Origin of the sequence: Luteimonas sp. TWI662 (genome assembly GCF_039673825.1) — a bacterium.
In the GTDB taxonomy this organism is placed as follows: Bacteria; Pseudomonadota; Gammaproteobacteria; order Xanthomonadales; family Xanthomonadaceae; genus Luteimonas.
In genome coordinates this window covers 104,465-121,627 of sequence record NZ_JBDJMI010000006.1, presented here as the reverse complement: position 1 = coordinate 121,627, position 17,163 = coordinate 104,465, and the positions used below count along the sequence as shown (strand labels likewise).

The 17,163-nt window shown below is 68.3% G+C and carries 14 protein-coding genes; 7 read left to right on the top strand and 7 right to left on the bottom strand.

Annotation, left to right across the window (positions count from 1 at the left end; translation table 11 throughout):
* Window positions 1-347: 347 nt before the first annotated feature.
* From mutS to ABE488_RS06690, 3 genes are all read right to left on the bottom strand, one after another.
* Window positions 348-2,945, bottom strand: a complete 2,598-nt coding sequence (gene mutS, locus ABE488_RS06700) for a DNA mismatch repair protein MutS (protein WP_346447571.1) — start codon at window positions 2,943-2,945, stop codon at window positions 348-350.
* Window positions 2,946-3,010: 65 nt separating this feature from the next.
* On the bottom strand, window positions 3,011-3,949 hold the full coding sequence (locus tag ABE488_RS06695; RefSeq protein WP_346447570.1) for a cytochrome c peroxidase: 939 nt from the start codon (window positions 3,947-3,949) through the stop codon (window positions 3,011-3,013).
* Window positions 3,950-4,194: 245 nt separating this feature from the next.
* The gene (locus ABE488_RS06690; RefSeq protein WP_346447569.1) at window positions 4,195-6,810 is read right to left on the bottom strand and encodes a hypothetical protein; all 2,616 of its coding nucleotides are present in this window, start codon (window positions 6,808-6,810) and stop codon (window positions 4,195-4,197) included.
* Between the two features lie 183 nt (window positions 6,811-6,993).
* Between ABE488_RS06690 and ABE488_RS06685 the strand changes: the two genes are divergently transcribed.
* Together ABE488_RS06685 and ABE488_RS06680 are read left to right on the top strand one after the other, a co-directional pair.
* On the top strand, window positions 6,994-7,500 hold the full coding sequence (locus ABE488_RS06685; protein WP_346442276.1) for a CinA family protein: 507 nt from the start codon (window positions 6,994-6,996) through the stop codon (window positions 7,498-7,500).
* The gene (locus ABE488_RS06680) at window positions 7,500-9,179 is read left to right on the top strand and encodes an AarF/UbiB family protein (RefSeq protein ID WP_346447568.1); all 1,680 of its coding nucleotides are present in this window, start codon (window positions 7,500-7,502) and stop codon (window positions 9,177-9,179) included. The genes ABE488_RS06685 and ABE488_RS06680 overlap by 1 nt, the downstream gene beginning before the upstream one ends.
* Window positions 9,180-9,224: 45 nt before the next feature.
* Here ABE488_RS06680 and metG read toward each other — a convergent pair whose 3' ends face one another.
* A complete protein-coding gene (gene metG / locus ABE488_RS06675; protein ID WP_346447567.1) occupies window positions 9,225-11,285 on the bottom strand; it encodes a methionine--tRNA ligase in 2,061 nt (686 codons plus the stop codon).
* Window positions 11,286-11,413: 128 nt separating this feature from the next.
* On the bottom strand, window positions 11,414-11,857 hold the full coding sequence (locus ABE488_RS06670) for a DUF2147 domain-containing protein (protein ID WP_346447566.1): 444 nt from the start codon (window positions 11,855-11,857) through the stop codon (window positions 11,414-11,416).
* Between the two features lie 187 nt (window positions 11,858-12,044).
* Here ABE488_RS06670 and apbC point away from each other — a divergent pair, with 187 nt between their 5' ends.
* From apbC to ABE488_RS06655, 3 genes are all read left to right on the top strand, one after another.
* Window positions 12,045-12,899, top strand: coding sequence for an iron-sulfur cluster carrier protein ApbC (gene apbC, locus ABE488_RS06665; RefSeq protein ID WP_346447565.1), 855 nt, complete (start codon window positions 12,045-12,047; stop codon window positions 12,897-12,899).
* 76 nt (window positions 12,900-12,975) lie between these two features.
* The gene (gene dcd, locus ABE488_RS06660; RefSeq protein WP_183426014.1) at window positions 12,976-13,551 is read left to right on the top strand and encodes a dCTP deaminase; all 576 of its coding nucleotides are present in this window, start codon (window positions 12,976-12,978) and stop codon (window positions 13,549-13,551) included.
* Window positions 13,552-13,586: 35 nt separating this feature from the next.
* The gene (locus tag ABE488_RS06655; RefSeq protein ID WP_346447564.1) at window positions 13,587-14,096 is read left to right on the top strand and encodes an RDD family protein; all 510 of its coding nucleotides are present in this window, start codon (window positions 13,587-13,589) and stop codon (window positions 14,094-14,096) included.
* Between the two features lie 7 nt (window positions 14,097-14,103).
* Here the strand turns inward: ABE488_RS06655 and ABE488_RS06650 are convergent, their stop codons facing one another.
* Together ABE488_RS06650 and ABE488_RS06645 are read right to left on the bottom strand one after the other, a co-directional pair.
* Window positions 14,104-14,532 (bottom strand): HIT family protein, encoded by a 429-nt coding sequence (locus tag ABE488_RS06650; protein WP_346442283.1) that lies wholly within the window; start codon window positions 14,530-14,532, stop codon window positions 14,104-14,106.
* Between the two features lie 13 nt (window positions 14,533-14,545).
* Window positions 14,546-15,223 (bottom strand): dienelactone hydrolase family protein, encoded by a 678-nt coding sequence (locus ABE488_RS06645; protein WP_346442284.1) that lies wholly within the window; start codon window positions 15,221-15,223, stop codon window positions 14,546-14,548.
* A 176-nt stretch (window positions 15,224-15,399) separates the two neighbouring features.
* On the opposite strand from ABE488_RS06645, the gene rimO reads away from it, so the two are divergent.
* Both rimO and ABE488_RS06635 read left to right on the top strand, forming a co-directional pair.
* The gene (rimO, locus tag ABE488_RS06640) at window positions 15,400-16,752 is read left to right on the top strand and encodes a 30S ribosomal protein S12 methylthiotransferase RimO (RefSeq protein WP_346442285.1); all 1,353 of its coding nucleotides are present in this window, start codon (window positions 15,400-15,402) and stop codon (window positions 16,750-16,752) included.
* Window positions 16,749-17,153 (top strand): hypothetical protein, encoded by a 405-nt coding sequence (locus ABE488_RS06635; RefSeq protein WP_346442286.1) that lies wholly within the window; start codon window positions 16,749-16,751, stop codon window positions 17,151-17,153. Before rimO ends, ABE488_RS06635 begins: the two co-directional genes overlap by 4 nt.
* Window positions 17,154-17,163 lie beyond the last annotated feature (10 nt).

Below are 17,163 nucleotides of genomic sequence, written 5' to 3'. Positions count from 1 at the left end.
GTGGGCGGGCCGATCTGTATGGGAGAGCCCGCAGATTAGACGCGTCGATCAGGAAGTTGAAATCGATTGTTTTCCTGAGTTCGATAGGTTGAAGCTATCGAATAGGGTCCCCGGCCCCTCGCGTGACGGCAATCTCGCCGCGGACGGTTGCACGCGGGTAGGCGCGTCAAGGCACGGCATCCGCTTGAGCGCCCGCTGGGCACCGCGGCCATCGCGACCCGAACGCAGCGGGAAGTCGCCGCGTCCGACGAGCGCCGGGGGCACATGCGACAGCGGGACCGGGACGCGGCATGCCGCGCCGATGACGCGCGACAGCGATCCCGATCGATCGCGCGGGAGGCTGCCGCTTACAACAAGGTCTTGAGCCGGTACAACGCCTCAAGGGCTTCGCGCGGCGTCAGCGCGTCGGGATCGATCCCGGCCAGCGCCTCGACCGCGGCCGACGGCGGCGCGAACAGACCGATCTGCTGCGGCGCGCCGAGTGCATCGGCCGACATCGGCGGTGCAGGCGCATCGTGGCGCCGCTGTTCGAGCTCGGCCAGCCGCGCCCGGGCGTCGCGCACGACCTGTTTGGGCAGGCCGGCCAGTGCTGCGACCTGCAGACCGAAGCTGCGGTCGGCCGGCCCGTCCTTGACGGCGTGCATGAACACCAGCGTCTCGTTGCCCTGCTGGTCGCGATGTTCGACCGCGTCCAGGTGCACGTTGGCGATGCCGCTGCCGGGTTGCGCCAGCGCGGTGAGTTCGAAGTAGTGCGTTGCGAACAGCGTGTAGCTGCGGTTGCGGCCGGCGAGGTGGCGCGCGCAGGCGTCGGCCAGCGCGAGTCCGTCGTAGGTCGAGGTGCCGCGGCCGATCTCGTCCATCAGCACCAGCGATGCGTCGGTGGCGTGGTGGAGGATGTAGCTGGTCTCGGCCATCTCGACCATGAAGGTCGACTGGCCCTTGGCGAGATCGTCGCCAGCGCCGATACGGGTGAGGATGCGGTCGATCGGGCCGATCGTCGCGCGGGCCGCCGGCACGAAGCTGCCGATGTGCGCGAGCAGCACGATCAGCGCGTTCTGGCGCATGTAGGTGCTCTTGCCGCCCATGTTCGGGCCGGTGATGACCAGCATGCGGCGGTCGCCGAACTCGGGGCCGTCGCCGAGCACCAGATCGTTGGGCTCGAAGGGCTCGCGCCGCACCGCTTCGACCACCGGATGGCGGCCACGCTCGATGCGCACGCCGGAATGCGCGTCGAGCTGCGGGCGCGACCAGTCCAGCGCCTGCGCGCGTTCGGCGAAACAGGCGAGCACGTCGAGTTCGCTGAGCGCACCCGCGCATTGCTTGAGCGTGTCGAGGCTGGCGTTGAGCGCGTCGAGCAATTGCTCGTAGAGCAGGCGTTCGCGGGCCAGCGCACGCTCGCGTGCCGACAGCACCTTGTCCTCGAACTGCTTGAGTTCCTCGGTGATGTAGCGCTCGGCATTGGTCAGCGTCTGCCGCCGCGTGTAGTGCGCCGGCGCTTTGGCCGAGTGCGCTTTGCCGATCTCGATGAAGTAACCGTGCACACGGTTGTAGCCGACTTTGAGCGTGGCGATGCCGCTGGCCTCGCGCTCGCGCGCTTCCAGATCGACGAGGAACTGGTCGGCGTTGGTACTCAACCGGCGCAGCTCGGCCAGTTCGGCATCGTAGTCGTCGGCGAACACGCCACCGTCGCGCGCGAGCACCGGCGGCTGCTCGACCAGGGCCGTGGCCAGCAGGTGGGCCTGCTCGCCGTGCTCGCCGAGGGCGTCGTGCAAGGCGCGCAGGCGCGGCGAGTCGATCGCCTGCAGGGTCGTGCGCAGGTCGGGCAGCAGCGCCACGCCGTCGCGCAGCGTGGACAGGTCGCGCGGCCGCGCCGAGCGCAGCGCGATGCGTGTGAGCACGCGTTCCAGATCGCCGAGCGCACGGAAGCGCTCGCGCAGCGCGATATCGGCGCCGTCTTCGATCAGCGCCTCGACCGCGTGCAGGCGCTCGCCGAGCACACCGCGATCGCGCAGCGGCCGGTGCAGCCAGCGGCGCAGCAGGCGCCCGCCCATTGGCGTGACCGTGCTGTCGAGCACGCCGAGCAGGGTGTTACGGGTGTCGCCGTCGACGCGGGTGTCGAGTTCGAGGTGCCGCCGCGTGGCGGCGTTCATCGCGATCGCGCCGTCGCCGCTTTCCACCGCGATCGAGGTCAGGTGCGGCAGCCGCTGCTTCTGGGTCTCCTCGACGTAGCCCAGCAACGCGCCGGCTGCGGCGATCGCCAGCGGCCGGTCGTCGATGCCGAAGCCGGTGAGGTCGTGCAGGCCGAAGAACTGCAGCAACTGGCGGCGGCCCGAATCGGCGTCGAACAGCCACGGCGGCCGCCGGCGCATGCCGCTGCGCTCGGCCAGGAACGCAGGCCAGCCGTCTTCGTCGGGCACCAGCAGCTCGGCCGGGTCGAGCCGCGCCAGCTCGGCCTCCAGCGTGTCCTCGTTGGCGCATTCGCAGACCAGGAAGCGCCCGCCGGCCAGATCCGCCCAGGCCAGCCCGTAATGGCCGGCGCGATTGCGCGCGACCGCCATCAGCAGCGTGTCGCGACGCTCCTGCAGCAGCGCCTCGTCGGTCACCGTGCCCGGCGTCACGATGCGCACCACCTTGCGTTCGACCAGCCCCTTGCTCGCGGCCGGGTCGCCGATCTGCTCGCAGATCGCCACCGACTCGCCGAGCGCGACCAGCCGCGCCAGATAGCCTTCGGCCGCGTGGTGCGGCACCCCGGCCATCGGGATCGGCGCGCCGGCCGAATTGCCGCGCTGGGTCAGCGTGATGTCGAGCAGCCGCGCCGCCTTGCGGGCGTCGTCGTAGAACAGCTCGTAGAAATCGCCCATGCGGAAGAACAACAGCACGTCCGGGTGCTCCGCCTTGGCGGCGAAGAACTGCTGCATCAGGGGCGTGTGCTGGGGGGCGGTCATTGCGTCTCGGGAGGGCCAGCCGGCCGGCCATTTTGCCTCAACGCCCGGCTCCCCGCCGCCGGCCGCTAGAGCTGCTCGAGGAAATCGACGATCGCCTCGATCTCTTCGCGCTGCAACCCGAGGGGTCGCAGCAGCGGATCGGGACGCGGAAACGTCGGATCGTCGCGCTGGGCGGCCGTTGGCCGCGGCGCCGGCATGCCGGCGTCGTACGCGCGCACCACGCCGAGCAGATGGGGGAACAGACCGTTGTGCATGTACGGCGCGGTCCGGGCGACGCCGCGCAGCGACGGCGTGCGGAACTTCCCCGCGTCCGCCGGATCGCCGGTAACTTCGTAGCGGCCCAGGTCCTGCCTGCGGCGGCCGTGGAAGTGCAGCCCGAGATTGTGGAACGCGTGGTCAGTCATCTCGGGGCCGCTGTGGCAGTTCATGCAGCGCGCCTTCGTGCGGAACAGGTGCAGGCCCCACAGCTGGCGATCGTCGAGCTGGTCGTTACGGCCGGCAAGGAACCGATCCAGCCGCCCGGTGCGCGGTGCGAGGCTGCGCTGGAAGGTCGCCAGCGATCTGGCGATCAACTGCGCGTCGATGCGATCGCTGCCGTAGGCGTCCGCGAAGGCAGCGCGGTAGGCCGGATCGCGCCGCACGCGCCGGATGGCCGGGGCCAGCGACCGGTTCGCCATCTCGCGCCCGTCGACCAGCGGGTGCAGCGCCTGGTCTTCGAGCGAGGCCGCCCGGCCGTCCCAGAACAGCGTACGCATCCAGGCGCTGGTCGCCACCGAGATGGCATTGCGGCGCCCGGCCTGGCGGTCGTGCCCGAACGATACACTGCGCCCGTCGGCCCAGCCCAACTGGGGGTCATGGCAGTTCGCGCAGGCGATCTGGCCCGAGCGCGACAGCCGCGGGTCCTCGAACAGACGCTTGCCGAGCGCGATGCGCTCGGGCGTGGGCGGGTTGTTGGCCGGTGTCGGGGGCGTGCGTGGCAGGGGTGCAAGTTCTTGCCAGGCCACGCCCGGATCGACGTGCGGCGCCGGCCAGCGTTCGCGAGGTTGCGTGTAGACACGGCGCAGGCAGGCGAAGTCGACAGGCGGCCCGCCCGTCCGCTGGCGGTTTGCGCAGGCGTCAGGGGCGCTTGCCGCCGCCGAAGGCATCGTCGGCGACGCCGCGTCCGTCCACGTCGCAAAGACCAGGAAACAAAGCAATGCCGGCAGCGTGCGATGACGATGCGGGCGGGGGCACGGTCGCATGGTCAGGTTCAGAAGCGGTACCCGGCTTCGAGCCAATAGGTGCGTCCCGGTTCGTACAGGGTATTGATCGTGGTGGTCACACTGGTCATGCGATTGCGCTGATTGAAGACGTTCTGTGCTTCCACCCGGATATAGGCTTCCTGCCCGTCTCGCAGGGGCTGGGTGTACTCGAGCGTCGAGTCCAAGGTCCAGGTGCTCGGGTTGTGTCGTTCCTCGATGACGTCGACCGAGACTGTCTGCCCGTTCTCCTCCAGCACGTCCTCGCCCACGGTGACGAAGTTCAGGTGGCCGGCGCGATAGCGCAGGAAGTTGCTCCACGACAGACGCAGCGCCTCGAAGCGGGTCTGTGTGGACAGACGTGCGGTCCACGGCCGGTTGAAGCCGTCCTGGGGCAGTTCATAGGCATGCATCAGCGTGCCGTTGTAGCGGACCCAGCGGTTATAGGTCCCGTCTTTGAAGCTGACGTCGTAGTTGGCGTAGTTGCGGCGAATATCGGTATGGTCGGCGGCCAGGCGCGCCGTGGTGTGCGTATCGCGCCAGTGCCAGGTCGGCATCTCGACCGCCAGCGTGACGGTTTCGCTGTCGCTGCGGCCGGTGTTGACGTAGCGGTAGACATAGGACGAGAAGAATCCGGTGTCGTCGTCTGACGCGACGCGCTCGCGCATGATCTCGTCCCGCCCCTGGCGCCTGACGTACTTGAGGTCGGCGACGTAACCTTGCAAGCGTTGGCGGACACCGAGATTGACCTCGTCGCTGTAGGGCACGTGGAGCGTCTCGAAGCGATTGTTCGCAGTGAAGGCCTTTTTCGTCCGCCAGCCATCGGCAACCGTCGTGCGCGCGTACTCGGTCTGCAGGTTTTCGCGTCCTTCACGCAGCTTCATGCCAAACAGGCTGCGGCCGTAGTAGCGATTGACGCCACTTGTGACCAGGGTGTCTCCGCTGCCGAACACATCCCAGCTCGCCGCCAGGCGCGGCGCCAGGGTGTTGCGGTCCATCAGGTCGTCCATGTCGAAGCGCAGGCCTGGCCGCAGGCTCACGCGGCCGAGTTGGATATCGTCCTGCACATAGGCGCTGAACTCGCGTACCCGCACATCGAAGCGACCGGCCCGATAGAGGTTGTGCGTACTATGGAACTGGCCCTGGCCGGCAATCACGCGATTTGTCTGCGTACGATAGACCGGTGCCAGTGAGCACGACACGGTGTCCTCTGTGCCATCCGGACCGGTGCAGGAGGTCGTGGGTCTCGGACTGATGTAGCTGTGATGATCGTTGAGGCGGTGATACTGCGCATGGCGGTCGCGAAGGCCGACACCGGCCTGTAGGCGGTGTTCGGTTCGCCCCCACCGGAGGGGCGCGCGTTGTGCGCCGAACGACGCCGTGATGTTGCGCGTGCTCTGATCGATATTGCCCCAGTTGCCCTCAATGGCGTTTGTGTTCCCTTCGGGAGTCCAGTTCTTGTCTTCCGAACGCGCCCAGGTCTTCCAGTAATCGATCGCCGCATCGACGCGACGCGAACTGTCGATGTCGCTGTAGCCGAGGCGGCCATCGAAGGTCCAGGCATCGCCACGCCACGACCCAGTGAGATTGGCGACCGGCCCGCCCTGCTGGAGTTCGAACCAGGAGTCCTTCGCGTTCTTGGTGAAGTAGAGGTCGTTGCTCGGGGCATAGGTGATGCCTGCGCCGATCTCCAGTCGATCGGTCGGTGCGTAATTGGCGCGCAGGCTCACACTGGTATTTTCTCGCCGCTGTTCCTTGACGTTGGCATCGCTCGAGCTCATCTCGCCGTTGCTGTAGGCGCGCAGGGGAATATCCGAACGCGTACGGCTGACGGTGCCGATCAGGCCGATGCCCCGTGTCGTACGCCCCTCGAGCATCGCGCCCAGCTTGTACTTGTCGTATACCGGCTGGTTGGTCCACGTGTCCGATTCGACGAAGGCCTGCTCGTTGCCCTCCGGGACGATGAGCTCGTTCCACACCGAGCGCGACATACGGAACCAGGTCTTGCCACCGAACGCCGAGTTGGCACGCCGCGTTTTGGCGTCGACCACGCCGCCAGTGAAGCCGCCGAAGGCGGCCGGAACGTTGCTGTCGTAGACCGTCAGGCGTTCGAGCAGATCGGTGTCCAACGCGATGCCCTGGGCGGGGCTGGGCACACTGTCAACGAGGTGAGGGTTCGATGGAGAGCCGCCCCCCGGGTCTAGGTCGTTGTTGAACGAGACGCCGTCGACCAGCAGCAGGTTCTGGTGGAACAGACCGCCATGGATGCTGATGTCGGCCGGCCGGATCTCGCCCATCTGTCGCGACGAACCAATGCGCGCATCGTCGAACTGCACCGCCGGGTTGATCCGTAGCAGTGTGCCGATGTCGCCATTTCCCTTTGGCTGTTGCTGGATATCGGCCTCGTCCAGGGTCATGCCTTCCTGATAGCGAAGCATCCGCTGCCCGGGCACGCGCAGCGTGCCGAAGCGCAGCGAGGTCGCGGATGGCACGTCTTCGTCCGGCGCGGTGGCGCGGTGATCGGACGGAGCGGGGGCGGTGGCGGTGGCGGTGGCGGGGGACTGTCCGGCGGCATGGGCGGACATGGCGAGCAGGCCGATCGAAACGGCCAGGGCAAGGCGATGCATGCAAGGGTCCTGTCAGCGAAGAGACGGGCGGGGATGCCCATGTGCTGGCGAGGAAACCTGGAACGGCCCTGATGCTGGCGGCGCGGCATGATCGCGCGATGGCGGCGACGGGTCAATTCCCTGAATGCGCGACGCGCGCGTGCGAATGCGGTAAAACAGGCCTTTGAACAGGCACGCAGAACGATGAGCGCAACTCCCGATGACGCGACCTTGCAGGCGATGGCCGCCCGGCTGGGCAGCCTGCTGCGCGACCGCCACCATCGCCTGGTGACCGCCGAAAGCTGCACCGGCGGCTGGATCGCCAAGGCGATGACCGACATCGCCGGCTGCTCGGACTGGTTCGATTGCGGCTTGGCGGCGTACAGCTACGAGGCCAAGCAGGCGCTGCTGGGGGTCAGCCTGCAGACGCTGGAGACGCACGGCGCGGTCAGCCGCGAGACCGCGATCGAGATGGTGTCCGGCGCGCTGGTCAATTCCGGGGCCAGCATCGCGGTCGCGGTGACCGGCATCGCCGGGCCCGGCGGCGGCAGCGACGACAAGCCCGTCGGCACGGTGTGGATCGCGTGGAAGCGGCGCGGCGACTATGCGCGCGCGCAGATCCATCACTTCGACGGCGACCGCGAAGCGGTGCGGCGGCAGACGGTCGCGGCGGCGTTACGCGGACTCGAGGCGACCCTGGACGTGGACTGATGTGGGAGACGCTCGCCACGGTCCGGGATCTGGGCCGCATCCAGGAGATCGCATCGGTCCTGGTGCGTTACGGCTTCGGCGACGTCGTGCAGCGCATCGGCATGGCCGGGGCGCTCGAACGTGCTGGTCGCTTGCTGCATCTCCACGCGGCCGACACCGCGCGCATGACCCAACCCGAGCGCGTGCGCCATGCGCTGCAGGACCTGGGCCCGACGTTCGTCAAGCTCGGGCAGATCCTCGCCACGCGCGTCGATCTGCTGCCTCCGGACTGGATCGAAGAACTCGGCCGGTTGCAGAGCCGCGTGCCGCCGGTGCCGTACGCGGCGATCCACGCCCAGTTGGTCGAAGACCTCGGCGAGGCGCCGGACACTGCGTTCGCAAGGTTCGAGCCCGAGCCGATCGCCGCCGCCTCGCTCGCGCAGGCGCATTTGGCATGGTTGCACGACGGCACGCCGGTGGTGCTGAAGGTGCGGCGCCCCGGGATCCGTGAGATCGTCGAAGCCGACCTGCGCCTGCTCGCGCGCTTGGCCGAGATCGTCGAATCACAGGCGCCGGACCTGCGTCGCTACCGGCCGGTGGAGGTCGTGCGCCAGTTCGATGCGTCGCTGCGGCGCGAGCTCGACTTCGCGGCCGAGTGCCGGAACGCCGAGCGCATTGCGGCGAACTTCGCCGACGATCCGGCCGTGCTCGTGCCCCGGGTGCACTGGCAATGGACCTGCGAACGGCTCAACGTACAGGATCGGGTGGTCGGCATTGCCGGCGGCGACCTGGCTGGCATCGAGGCCGCGGGCCTCGACCGCCACGCGCTTGCGCTCGCGGGCAGTGCCATCGTCATGAAGATGGTGTTCGAGGACGGCCTGTTCCACGCCGACCCGCATCCGGGCAACCTGTTCTTCATGCCCGACGGCCGCATCGCTCTGATCGACTTCGGCATGGTCGGCCGCGTGCCGCCGGAACTGCGCTACCAGGTCGCGCGGTTGCTCCACGGGCTGGTGTCCCAGCAACCGCAGAGCGTGTGCGACGTGCTGCTGGACTGGACGACGAGCGATGTCGAGGTCGACGAGGGCCGATTGCAGAGCGAGATCGACGGCTTCGTCGATCAGTATCGCGGTCTGCCGCTGCGCGACCTGAGGATGGGCGCGATGCTGGCCGACATCACCGGGCTGCTGCGTCGGCACGGCCTGATGCTGCCGCCGGACCTCGCGCTGCTGATCAAGGCATTTCTGACGCTGGAAGGCCTGGGCCGCCAGCTCGATCCCGGGTTCGACATGACCAGTACCGCGCAGCCGTGGCTGGAGCGGGTGATGCTGCAGCGGTACTCGCCACGCGCGCTGGCGCGGCGCGGACAACGCACGCTATCGAGCACGATCGATCTTCTGGCCGATCTGCCGCGCGATCTGCGCCGTCTGCTGCAGACCGCGCGTCGTGGCCGCCTGCGCGCGCAGATCGAGGTGACCTCGCTCAAGTCGTTCGGCGATCAGGTCAACGCTGCGGCCAACCGGCTCACGGTCGGCGTCGTCACCGCCGCGCTGATCATCGGCTCGTCGATCGTCATGAACAGCGTCAGCGGCGGTGCAACGCACCGCTGGCTGATGGCGCTGGGCGTGCTCGGTTTCGTCGGCGCGGGCCTGAGCGGTGTGTGGATCCTGCTGTCGATCTGGCGCAGCGGCCGCAAGTAACGTGGATCTCGCCTGGGCGGCGCTATGCGCCGCCCGATCGCACGATCAGCGCACCGGCATGCCGGGCTGCGCACCGTCATCGGCCGAGAGCAGCGCGAGTGCGCCGCTGTCGAATCCGGCCGACAGGATCATGCCTTCGCTCAGGCCGAAACGCATCTTGCGCGGCGCGAGATTGGCGATGAACACCACGTTGCGGCCGACCAGCGCTTCGGGCGCGCCGTAGCTGGCGCGGATCCCGGAGAAGATCTGGCGCTTGCCCAGTTCGCCCGCGTCGAGCTCGAAGCGCAGCAGCTTGTCCGAGCCCTCGACGGCCTCGCAGACCAGGACCTTGCCGATCCGCAGGTCGAGCTTGGCGAAATCGTCGATGCCGATGTAGGCGGTATCGGCGGCCGCGGGTGCGGATGTTGCGGGCGCTTTCGCCTCGGTCTTCGTCGGGGCGGCGGGGGCAACGGCGGCGAGCGTGTCCTTGGAGGCTTCGGTCATGGCGGTGAGCAGGGTCGGGTCGATACGGGTGAACAGCGGGGCATAGGCCTGGATCGTTCGGCCGGTCAGCGGTTGGTCGAGATCGTGCCAATGAGTGACGGGCGCGGCGAGGAACGCCGCGGCCTGTGTGCTGGTGCGCGGCAGGATCGGTTGCAGGGCGCCGGCGAGGATGCGGAACAGGTTCAGGCCCTGGGTGCAGACGGCCTGCAGTTCGGCGTCCGCGCCGGCCTGTTTGGCGATCACCCAGGGCTTGCGATCGTCGATGTAGCGGTTGGCCTCATCGGCAAGCGCCATCACCTGGCGGATCGCGCTGGCCGGGTCGTTGCGCGCATAGGCCTCGCGCACGCCGGACAGCGCCGCGACGAAACGCGCGTACTGCGCCGGGTCGGGCAGTGCGTCGGCCAGGCGCGCGTCGAAGCGCTTGTGGATGAAACCGGCACAGCGGCTGGCCAGGTTGACGAACTTGCCGACCAGGTCGGCATTGACGCGTGCAACGAAGTCCTCGAGGTTCAGATCGAGGTCGTCGACGCCGCCCGAGGATTTCGCCGCGAAGTAGTAGCGCAGCGCCTCGGGGTCCAGGCCCTGATCGAGATACGTGCGCGCCATGACGAACGTGCCGCGCGACTTGGACATCTTCGCGCCGTCGACCATCAGATAGCCGTTGACGTGCAGCCGCGTCGGCGCGCGCAGGCCTGCGCCGTGCAGCATCGCCGGCCAGAACAGGCCGTGGAAGTTGACGATGTCCTTGCCCAGGAAATGGTGCAACTCGACATCGCCATCGGGCGACAACCAGGCGTCGAAATCGATGCCTTCGCGCACGCACAGCGTCTTGAAGCTGCTCAGGTAGCCGATCGGCGCGTCGAGCCAGACATAGAAGAACTTGCCCGGGTGGCCGGGGATCTCGAAGCCGAAGTAGGGCGCGTCGCGCGAGATGTCCCAGGCACGCAGGCCGCCGTCGCCGTCGAGCCATTCCGCGAGCTTGGCCTTGACGCCGGGCACCGCGACATCGCCGGCGAGCCAGTCGCGCAGGACGTCCTGGAAATGACCGAGTTCGAAGAAGAAATGCTCGGACTCGCGCACCTCGGGCGTCGCACCGCTGACCACCGACTTCGGTTCGATCAGGTCGCTGGGCGCATAGGTCGCGCCGCAGTGCTCGCAGTTGTCGCCGTACTGGTCGGGCGTGCCGCACTTCGGGCAGGTGCCCTTGACGTAGCGGTCGGGCAGGAACATGCCGCGCACCGGATCGTAGAGTTGTGCAACGGCGCGACGTGCAATGTGTCCGCCGTGCTCCAGACGCGCGTAGATCGTCTCCACCATGGCGCGGTTGGCCGCCGAGTGGGTCGAATCGTAATGGTCGAATGCGACGCCGAACGCGGCGAAATCGCGCACGTGACCGGCGTGGATCTCGGCGATGAACGCCTCGGGCGTCGTTCCCGCCTTTTCGGCCGCCAGCATGATCGGCGTGCCGTGGGTGTCGTCGGCGCAGACGAAATGAGCCACATCGCCGGCCATACGCTGGGCCCGGACCCAGGTGTCGGCCTGGATGTACCCGACCAGGTGGCCCAGGTGCAGCGGGCCGTTGGCGTAGGGCAGGGCGGCGGTGACGAGCAGCTTGCGCGACATGGCGATGGCGACGGCAGGAACGGGACCGGATTATCGCATGCCGTTCCGGCGCCCGGTCCTTGTCATAAAAAGAGCCCGGCCAAGGCCGGGCTCTTGATGCAGTGATGACGGACGCCTTGCGTCGCAGCTTATTTCCGCTGCCAGACCTGTTCGCGGCAGATGAAGGCAATACACCCCGACACACCGAGGCGGTTCGCATCGATCAGCTTGGCCTTCGACCGATAAGTCTTGCCATTGGCGGGGTCGAGGATCGTGCCACCCGACCACTCGTTTCCGTCCGGCTTGAGATCCCACAGGATGGTCATGCCGGCGATCGGCTGGTTGCGACGTTCGCCGCCGCACTTGTCGCAGGTCGGGTTCGGCCCTCGATCGGAATGCAGCACCTCCAGGACCTTGCCGCTCAGCGTGCCGTTCGCGGCCTGGCTGATCTCGACGATCGACTTCACCCGGCCGGTCTCGTCATCGATGGTTTTCCAGCGGCCGGCCGGCGACTGTGCCGAGGCCGAGAACGATACGACGACCAGCGGCAGTGCCGCGAGTGCGAGCAGTATGGCCTTCTTGTTCATCTTCATTGCGCTCCCTCCCTCGGTGTCGGCGCGATGCCGACGCAGTTGGCGACGTTATAGCCGATCTGTTGGCCGCGCGCGTGTTCTCGTCGTGCGTCCGCGGCGTTCGAGCGGCACGTGCGACATCTTGGTCGTCAGGCGTCGTCGCGTGGCATGGGACAATGGCGGCCCCAGCTCGAGCATTCGTCAGCCCATGCAACTCCCCAAGGCAGCACGCGCCGTCCAGGGCGCCCTCCATCCGCACCCCCGCATCCGCAACATCATCGCCGTCGGCTCGGGCAAGGGCGGTGTCGGCAAGTCGACGACGTCGGTGAACCTGGCGCTTGCGCTGGCGGCCGATGGCGCCCGGGTCGGAGTACTGGATGCCGACGTCTACGGGCCCAGCATCCCGACGATGCTGGGGCTGTCGGTCAAGCCGGACAGCCCCGACGGCAAGTCGATCCTGCCGCTGCAGGCCCACGGCATCGAGGCGATGTCGATCGGCCTGCTGGTCGACCAGGACACGCCGATGATCTGGCGTGGACCGATGGCGACGTCGGCCCTGCAGCAGCTGCTCAACGACACACGCTGGGGCGGCGAGGACGGCCTGGACTACCTGTTGGTCGATCTGCCGCCCGGCACCGGCGACATCCAGCTCACCCTGGCGCAGAAGATCCCGGTCGCCGGTGCGGTCATCGTGACCACGCCGCAGGAAGTCGCGACGCTCGATGCGCGCAAGGCGCTGAAGATGTTCGAAAAGGTGGAGGTCGCGGTGCTCGGTCTGGTCGAGAACATGGCCCAGCACGTGTGCTCGAACTGCGGGCACGTCGAGCATCTGTTCGGTTCGGGCGGCGGCGAGCGCATGGCCGAGCGCTATGGCGTGCCGCTGCTCGGCGCGCTGCCACTGGAGATCGGGATCCGCGAACAGGGCGATGCCGGTGCGCCGATCGTCGCCTCTGCCCCCGACTCGGCGGCGGCTGCGGCCTACCGTGCGGTCGCACGGGCCATGGTCGCCGAACTCGAGAAGCGCCCGCGCGCGCCGATGTCGATCTCCGCGTCTCTGGTGTGATCGCGGCGGGGTGCGGCGGGCCGGTGCCGGCCCTACAATGCGTATTCACTGCCGCATTTGCCCCCGGGAACACCCTATGAGCATCAAGAGCGACCGCTGGATCCGCCGCATGTCCGAGCAACCGGGGGGCATGATCGAGCCGTTCGAGGCCGGGCAGGTCAAGCACGTCGACGGCCAGCGCATCGTCAGCTACGGCACCTCGAGCTACGGCTACGACGTGCGCTGCTCGCGCGAGTTCAAGGTGTTCACCAACATCAACTCGACGATCGTCGATCCCAAGCGGTTCGACCCCAAGAGCTTCGTCGACGTGGTCGGCGACGAGTGCATCATTCCGCCCAATTCGTTCGCGCTGGCGCGTACGGTCGAGTACTTCCGCATTCCGCGCGATGTACTGGTGGTGTGCCTGGGCAAGAGCACCTATGCGCGCTGCGGCATCATCGTCAACGTGACGCCGCTCGAGCCGGAGTGGGAAGGCCACGTGACGCTGGAGTTCAGCAATACCACGCCGCTGCCGGCCCGCATCTATGCCAACGAGGGCGTCGCGCAGATGCTGTTCTTCCAGTCCGATGCGGACGACGTCTGCGAGACGTCGTACAAGGATCGCGGTGGCAAGTATCAGGGTCAGACCGGGGTGACGCTGCCGCGCACCTGAGCGGTCTGTCTTTTCCTCTCCAACAAGGACGTGCGATGCAAGAGTCCAATCCCTACCAGGCCCCGGTGGCCGAGTTGCAGGCCGATGCAGGTCAGGTGCTGGCCGAGCGCGGCACCCGGCTGGGCGCGGTGGTCGTCGATGGGCTGATCGGTCTGGCGGTCATGACGCCGGTGATGTGGCTTGGCGGCTATTGGTCTGCGGTGATGGCGGCGGCCCAGCGCGGCGAGCAGGTCGGGTTCGGCCTGCAACTGCTGTGGATGGGGATCGGCCTGCTGGTGTTCGCGGCCATCCATGCCTGGCCGCTGCATGTCGGTGGCCAGACCTGGGGCAAGCGGTGGCTGGGGATCCGCATCGTGACGCTCGATGGCCGGCCGGTGACGGTGGCGCGTGCGCTGTTCGCGCGCTATCTGCCGTTGCAGGCGGTGGGCGGGATCCCGTGCCTGGGGGCGCTCGCGGTCCTGGGCAGCGTGTGCATGATCTTCCGCAATGACCGCCGCTGCGGGCACGATTTCGTGGCCGGCACGCGCGTGGTCCGCGTGCGTTGACGCGCGATCAGTCGGGCAATACGGCCTGCAAGCGGGTGATGCGCTCGACCAACAGTTCGGGCGAGTAGGGGCGGGCCGCGACGCGGCCCCAGACCGGAGCCGGCCATGCCGGATCACCCTGGTTGCGTCCGATCACGTGCACGTGCAGTTGTGGCACCTGGTTGCCCAGCGCCGCGATGTTGAGCTTGAACGGCCGGAACGCGTCGCGGATCGCGCGGGCCACGATGTCGATCTCCTCGGTCAACCGGCTGCGTTGTTCGCGGCTCAGGTCGATCAGTTCGCGGGCGTCGGGCAGACGGGGGACCAGGATCAGCCACGGATAGTTGGCATCATCCATCAACCGCACCTCGCTCAGCGCGAGCGTGACGACAGGGTGGGTGTCGTCGGCCAATTGCGGGTGCAGGGCGTAGTGGGCAGGGGCGGTGGCGTGCGGCATGGTCGGCATCCGGTCAGCGCAGCAGCGCCGCGGCGATGAACTTCATCGTCTGCCGGCGGGCCTCGGCGGCGCTGTCGGGGTGGTAGTGGGCGGGGTCGACGTCGCGGTTGAAGGCGTGGCCGCCCGGGTGGACGTGGATCTCGGCGTCCGGCTGACGCGCGCGGTGGGCGGCGATGTCGGCTTCGGGAATGCTGGCGTCGTCGACGCCGAAGTGGAACAGCATCGGCGCCAGCAAAGGCTCATCCAGGAACGGCACGGTACGCGCGCCGTAGTAGCTGACCGCGGGCAGGCCCAGACGGGTGTTGGCGAGAAAGGCGAGGCTGCCGCCCCAGCAGAACCCGACCACCGCGATCTGGCGATGGCCTTCACTGCGCAACAGGTCGCGGGTGGCGCGAACGATGCCGACCGCGCGCTCGAAACCCAGTTCTGCGGCGAGCGCGCGGCCGCGTTCGAAGTCGGCGGCCTCGTAGGTCAGCTCGACATGACGCGCGACCGGGTCGAACAGGGCCGGGGCGATCGCGACGTAGCCAGCGGCGGCGTAGCCGTCAGCGACGCTGCGGATGTGGGCGTTGACGCCGAAGATCTCCTGCAGCACCACGATCGCGCCCTTCGCGGCGGCGCCATGCGGCGGGTCGGCCCGCCAGGCGTTGACCGCCCCCGACGCGGTGGCGACGACGATGTCCCGGCCCATGGCAGCGTCCTGTTCACGTGAACGGTCCGAGTCTACCCCAGGCCGGCGGCTGCAGGACCGCCCCGGCCGCCGCCGCTATACTGCGCGGCCCCTCGTGCCCGCAGCCGCGGACCGGCCCAGTCCGGTCGCCTGGCGGCGCGCGTGGGCTCCTCCCTCCTGCACCCGCCACGGTTCCCATGTCCGCAGCCAGTCCCAAGGTCGGTTTCGTCAGTCTCGGCTGTCCGAAGGCCCTCGTCGATTCCGAACGCATCCTCACCCAGTTGCGGGTCGAGGGCTACGACATCGTGCAGACCTACGACGATGCCGACGTGGTGGTCGTCAACACCTGCGGGTTCATCGATTCGGCGGTCGCCGAATCGCTCGACGCGATCGGCGAGGCGATGGCCGAGAACGGCAAGGTGATCGTGACCGGGTGCCTGGGCAAGCGCGAGGAGATGATCCGCGACGCGCATCCGGGCGTGCTGTCGATCAGCGGGCCGCAGGACTACGGCTCGGTGATGGGCGCGGTGCATGCGGCCTTGCCGCCGCGGCACGATCCGTTCCTCGACTTGGTGCCTGACACTGGGGTCAAGCTGACGCCGCGGCACTATGCGTATCTGAAGATCTCCGAGGGCTGCAACCACCGCTGCAGCTTCTGCATCATTCCGTCGATGCGTGGCGACCTGGTGTCGCGCCCGGTCGACGACGTGCTGCGCGAGGCCGAGCGCCTGGTGCGCGGCGGCGTGCGCGAACTGCTGGTGATCTCCCAGGACACCTCGGCCTACGGCGTGGACGTGCGCTACGCCGAGCGGACATGGCGCGATCGCGCGTACCAGACGCGGATGAAGGCGCTGTGCGAGGGACTGTCGGAACTGGGCGTGTGGACGCGGCTGCATTACGTGTATCCGTACCCGCATGTCGACGACATCATCCCGCTGATGACCGAGCGCCATGCCGACGGTAGCCGCAAGCTGCTGCCGTATCTCGACGTGCCGCTGCAGCATGCGAGCCCACGCATCCTCAAGCTGATGAAGCGGCCCGGCGCGATCGACCGTACCCGCGAGCGCATCGCGCGGTGGCGCGAGATCTGTCCGGACCTGACGATCCGCAGCACCTTCATCGTCGGCTTCCCCGGCGAGACCGAGGACGATTTCCAGCAATTGCTGGACTTCCTCGACGAGGCCCAGCTCGACCGCGTCGGCGCGTTCGCCTATTCGCCGGTCGAGGGCGCAACCGCGAACCTCTTGCCCGATGCGGTGCCAGAAGCGGTGAAGCAGGAGCGGCTGGCGCGGTTCATGGACAAGCAGGCGGAGATTTCCGCAGCGCGCCTGGAGGCCAAGGTCGGCACTGTGCAGTCCTGCCTGGTCGACGTCGTCGACGGCGACCTGGCGATCGCGCGGACGATGGGCGATGCGCCCGAGATCGACGGCGTGGTGCAGATCCAGGACGGCCGCGAGGCCGGTCTGCGCCCTGGCGATTTCGTCGAGGTGGCGATCATGGGCAGCGACGAGCATGATCTCTACGGCGAAGTCGTGGAGACGGACGCATGAGGCGATGGTCGAGGGAGATGGCGATGGGGCTGGTGCTGGCGCTCGTGGCCGGCGTCGCAGCCGCAGCAGACGGGCTGAGCGGGACCTACCGGCCGGTGGACGAGGATCCGGCGACGGTGCCGGCCGACGCGCAGCTGACGTTGCGGGCCGAGGGCCGCGGCTGGCTGGCGATGTTCCGGGGCGAGGGGCTGGCCATGCTGCCGCTCAGCGCGCGCGAGCAGGCCGGGCTGTTTCCCGGTGTTCCGCCCGAGGCCGGGCTGCAGTGCGCGTCGTCGAGCGCGTTCCTGATGTGCCGCGTCGCACCGGGCACCGTGTTCCCGGAGCAGAAGTTCACCTCGACGACCGGGTACTTCAGCGCGTTCTCGGACACGCAGATCCACGAGCTGCAGCGCATCGACTGAGCGCCCGGCC

Excerpts from the sequence above, each read along its gene's own strand:
- mutS (WP_346447571.1), bottom strand. The coding sequence starts at position 2,945 with ATGACCGCCCCCCAGCACACGCCCCTGATGCAGCAGTTCTTCGCCGCC.
- ABE488_RS06690 (WP_346447569.1), bottom strand. The coding sequence starts at position 6,810 with ATGCATCGCCTTGCCCTGGCCGTTTCGATCGGCCTGCTCGCCATGTCC.
- ABE488_RS06685 (WP_346442276.1), top strand. The coding sequence starts at position 6,994 with ATGAGCGCAACTCCCGATGACGCGACCTTGCAGGCGATGGCCGCCCGG.
- ABE488_RS06680 (WP_346447568.1), top strand. The coding sequence starts at position 7,500 with ATGTGGGAGACGCTCGCCACGGTCCGGGATCTGGGCCGCATCCAGGAG.
- metG (WP_346447567.1), bottom strand. The coding sequence starts at position 11,285 with ATGTCGCGCAAGCTGCTCGTCACCGCCGCCCTGCCCTACGCCAACGGC.
- ABE488_RS06670 (WP_346447566.1), bottom strand. The coding sequence starts at position 11,857 with ATGAAGATGAACAAGAAGGCCATACTGCTCGCACTCGCGGCACTGCCG.
- apbC (WP_346447565.1), top strand. The coding sequence starts at position 12,045 with ATGCAACTCCCCAAGGCAGCACGCGCCGTCCAGGGCGCCCTCCATCCG.
- dcd (WP_183426014.1), top strand. The coding sequence starts at position 12,976 with ATGAGCATCAAGAGCGACCGCTGGATCCGCCGCATGTCCGAGCAACCG.
- ABE488_RS06655 (WP_346447564.1), top strand. The coding sequence starts at position 13,587 with ATGCAAGAGTCCAATCCCTACCAGGCCCCGGTGGCCGAGTTGCAGGCC.
- ABE488_RS06650 (WP_346442283.1), bottom strand. The coding sequence starts at position 14,532 with ATGCCGCACGCCACCGCCCCTGCCCACTACGCCCTGCACCCGCAATTG.
- ABE488_RS06645 (WP_346442284.1), bottom strand. The coding sequence starts at position 15,223 with ATGGGCCGGGACATCGTCGTCGCCACCGCGTCGGGGGCGGTCAACGCC.
- rimO (WP_346442285.1), top strand. The coding sequence starts at position 15,400 with ATGTCCGCAGCCAGTCCCAAGGTCGGTTTCGTCAGTCTCGGCTGTCCG.
- ABE488_RS06635 (WP_346442286.1), top strand. The coding sequence starts at position 16,749 with ATGAGGCGATGGTCGAGGGAGATGGCGATGGGGCTGGTGCTGGCGCTC.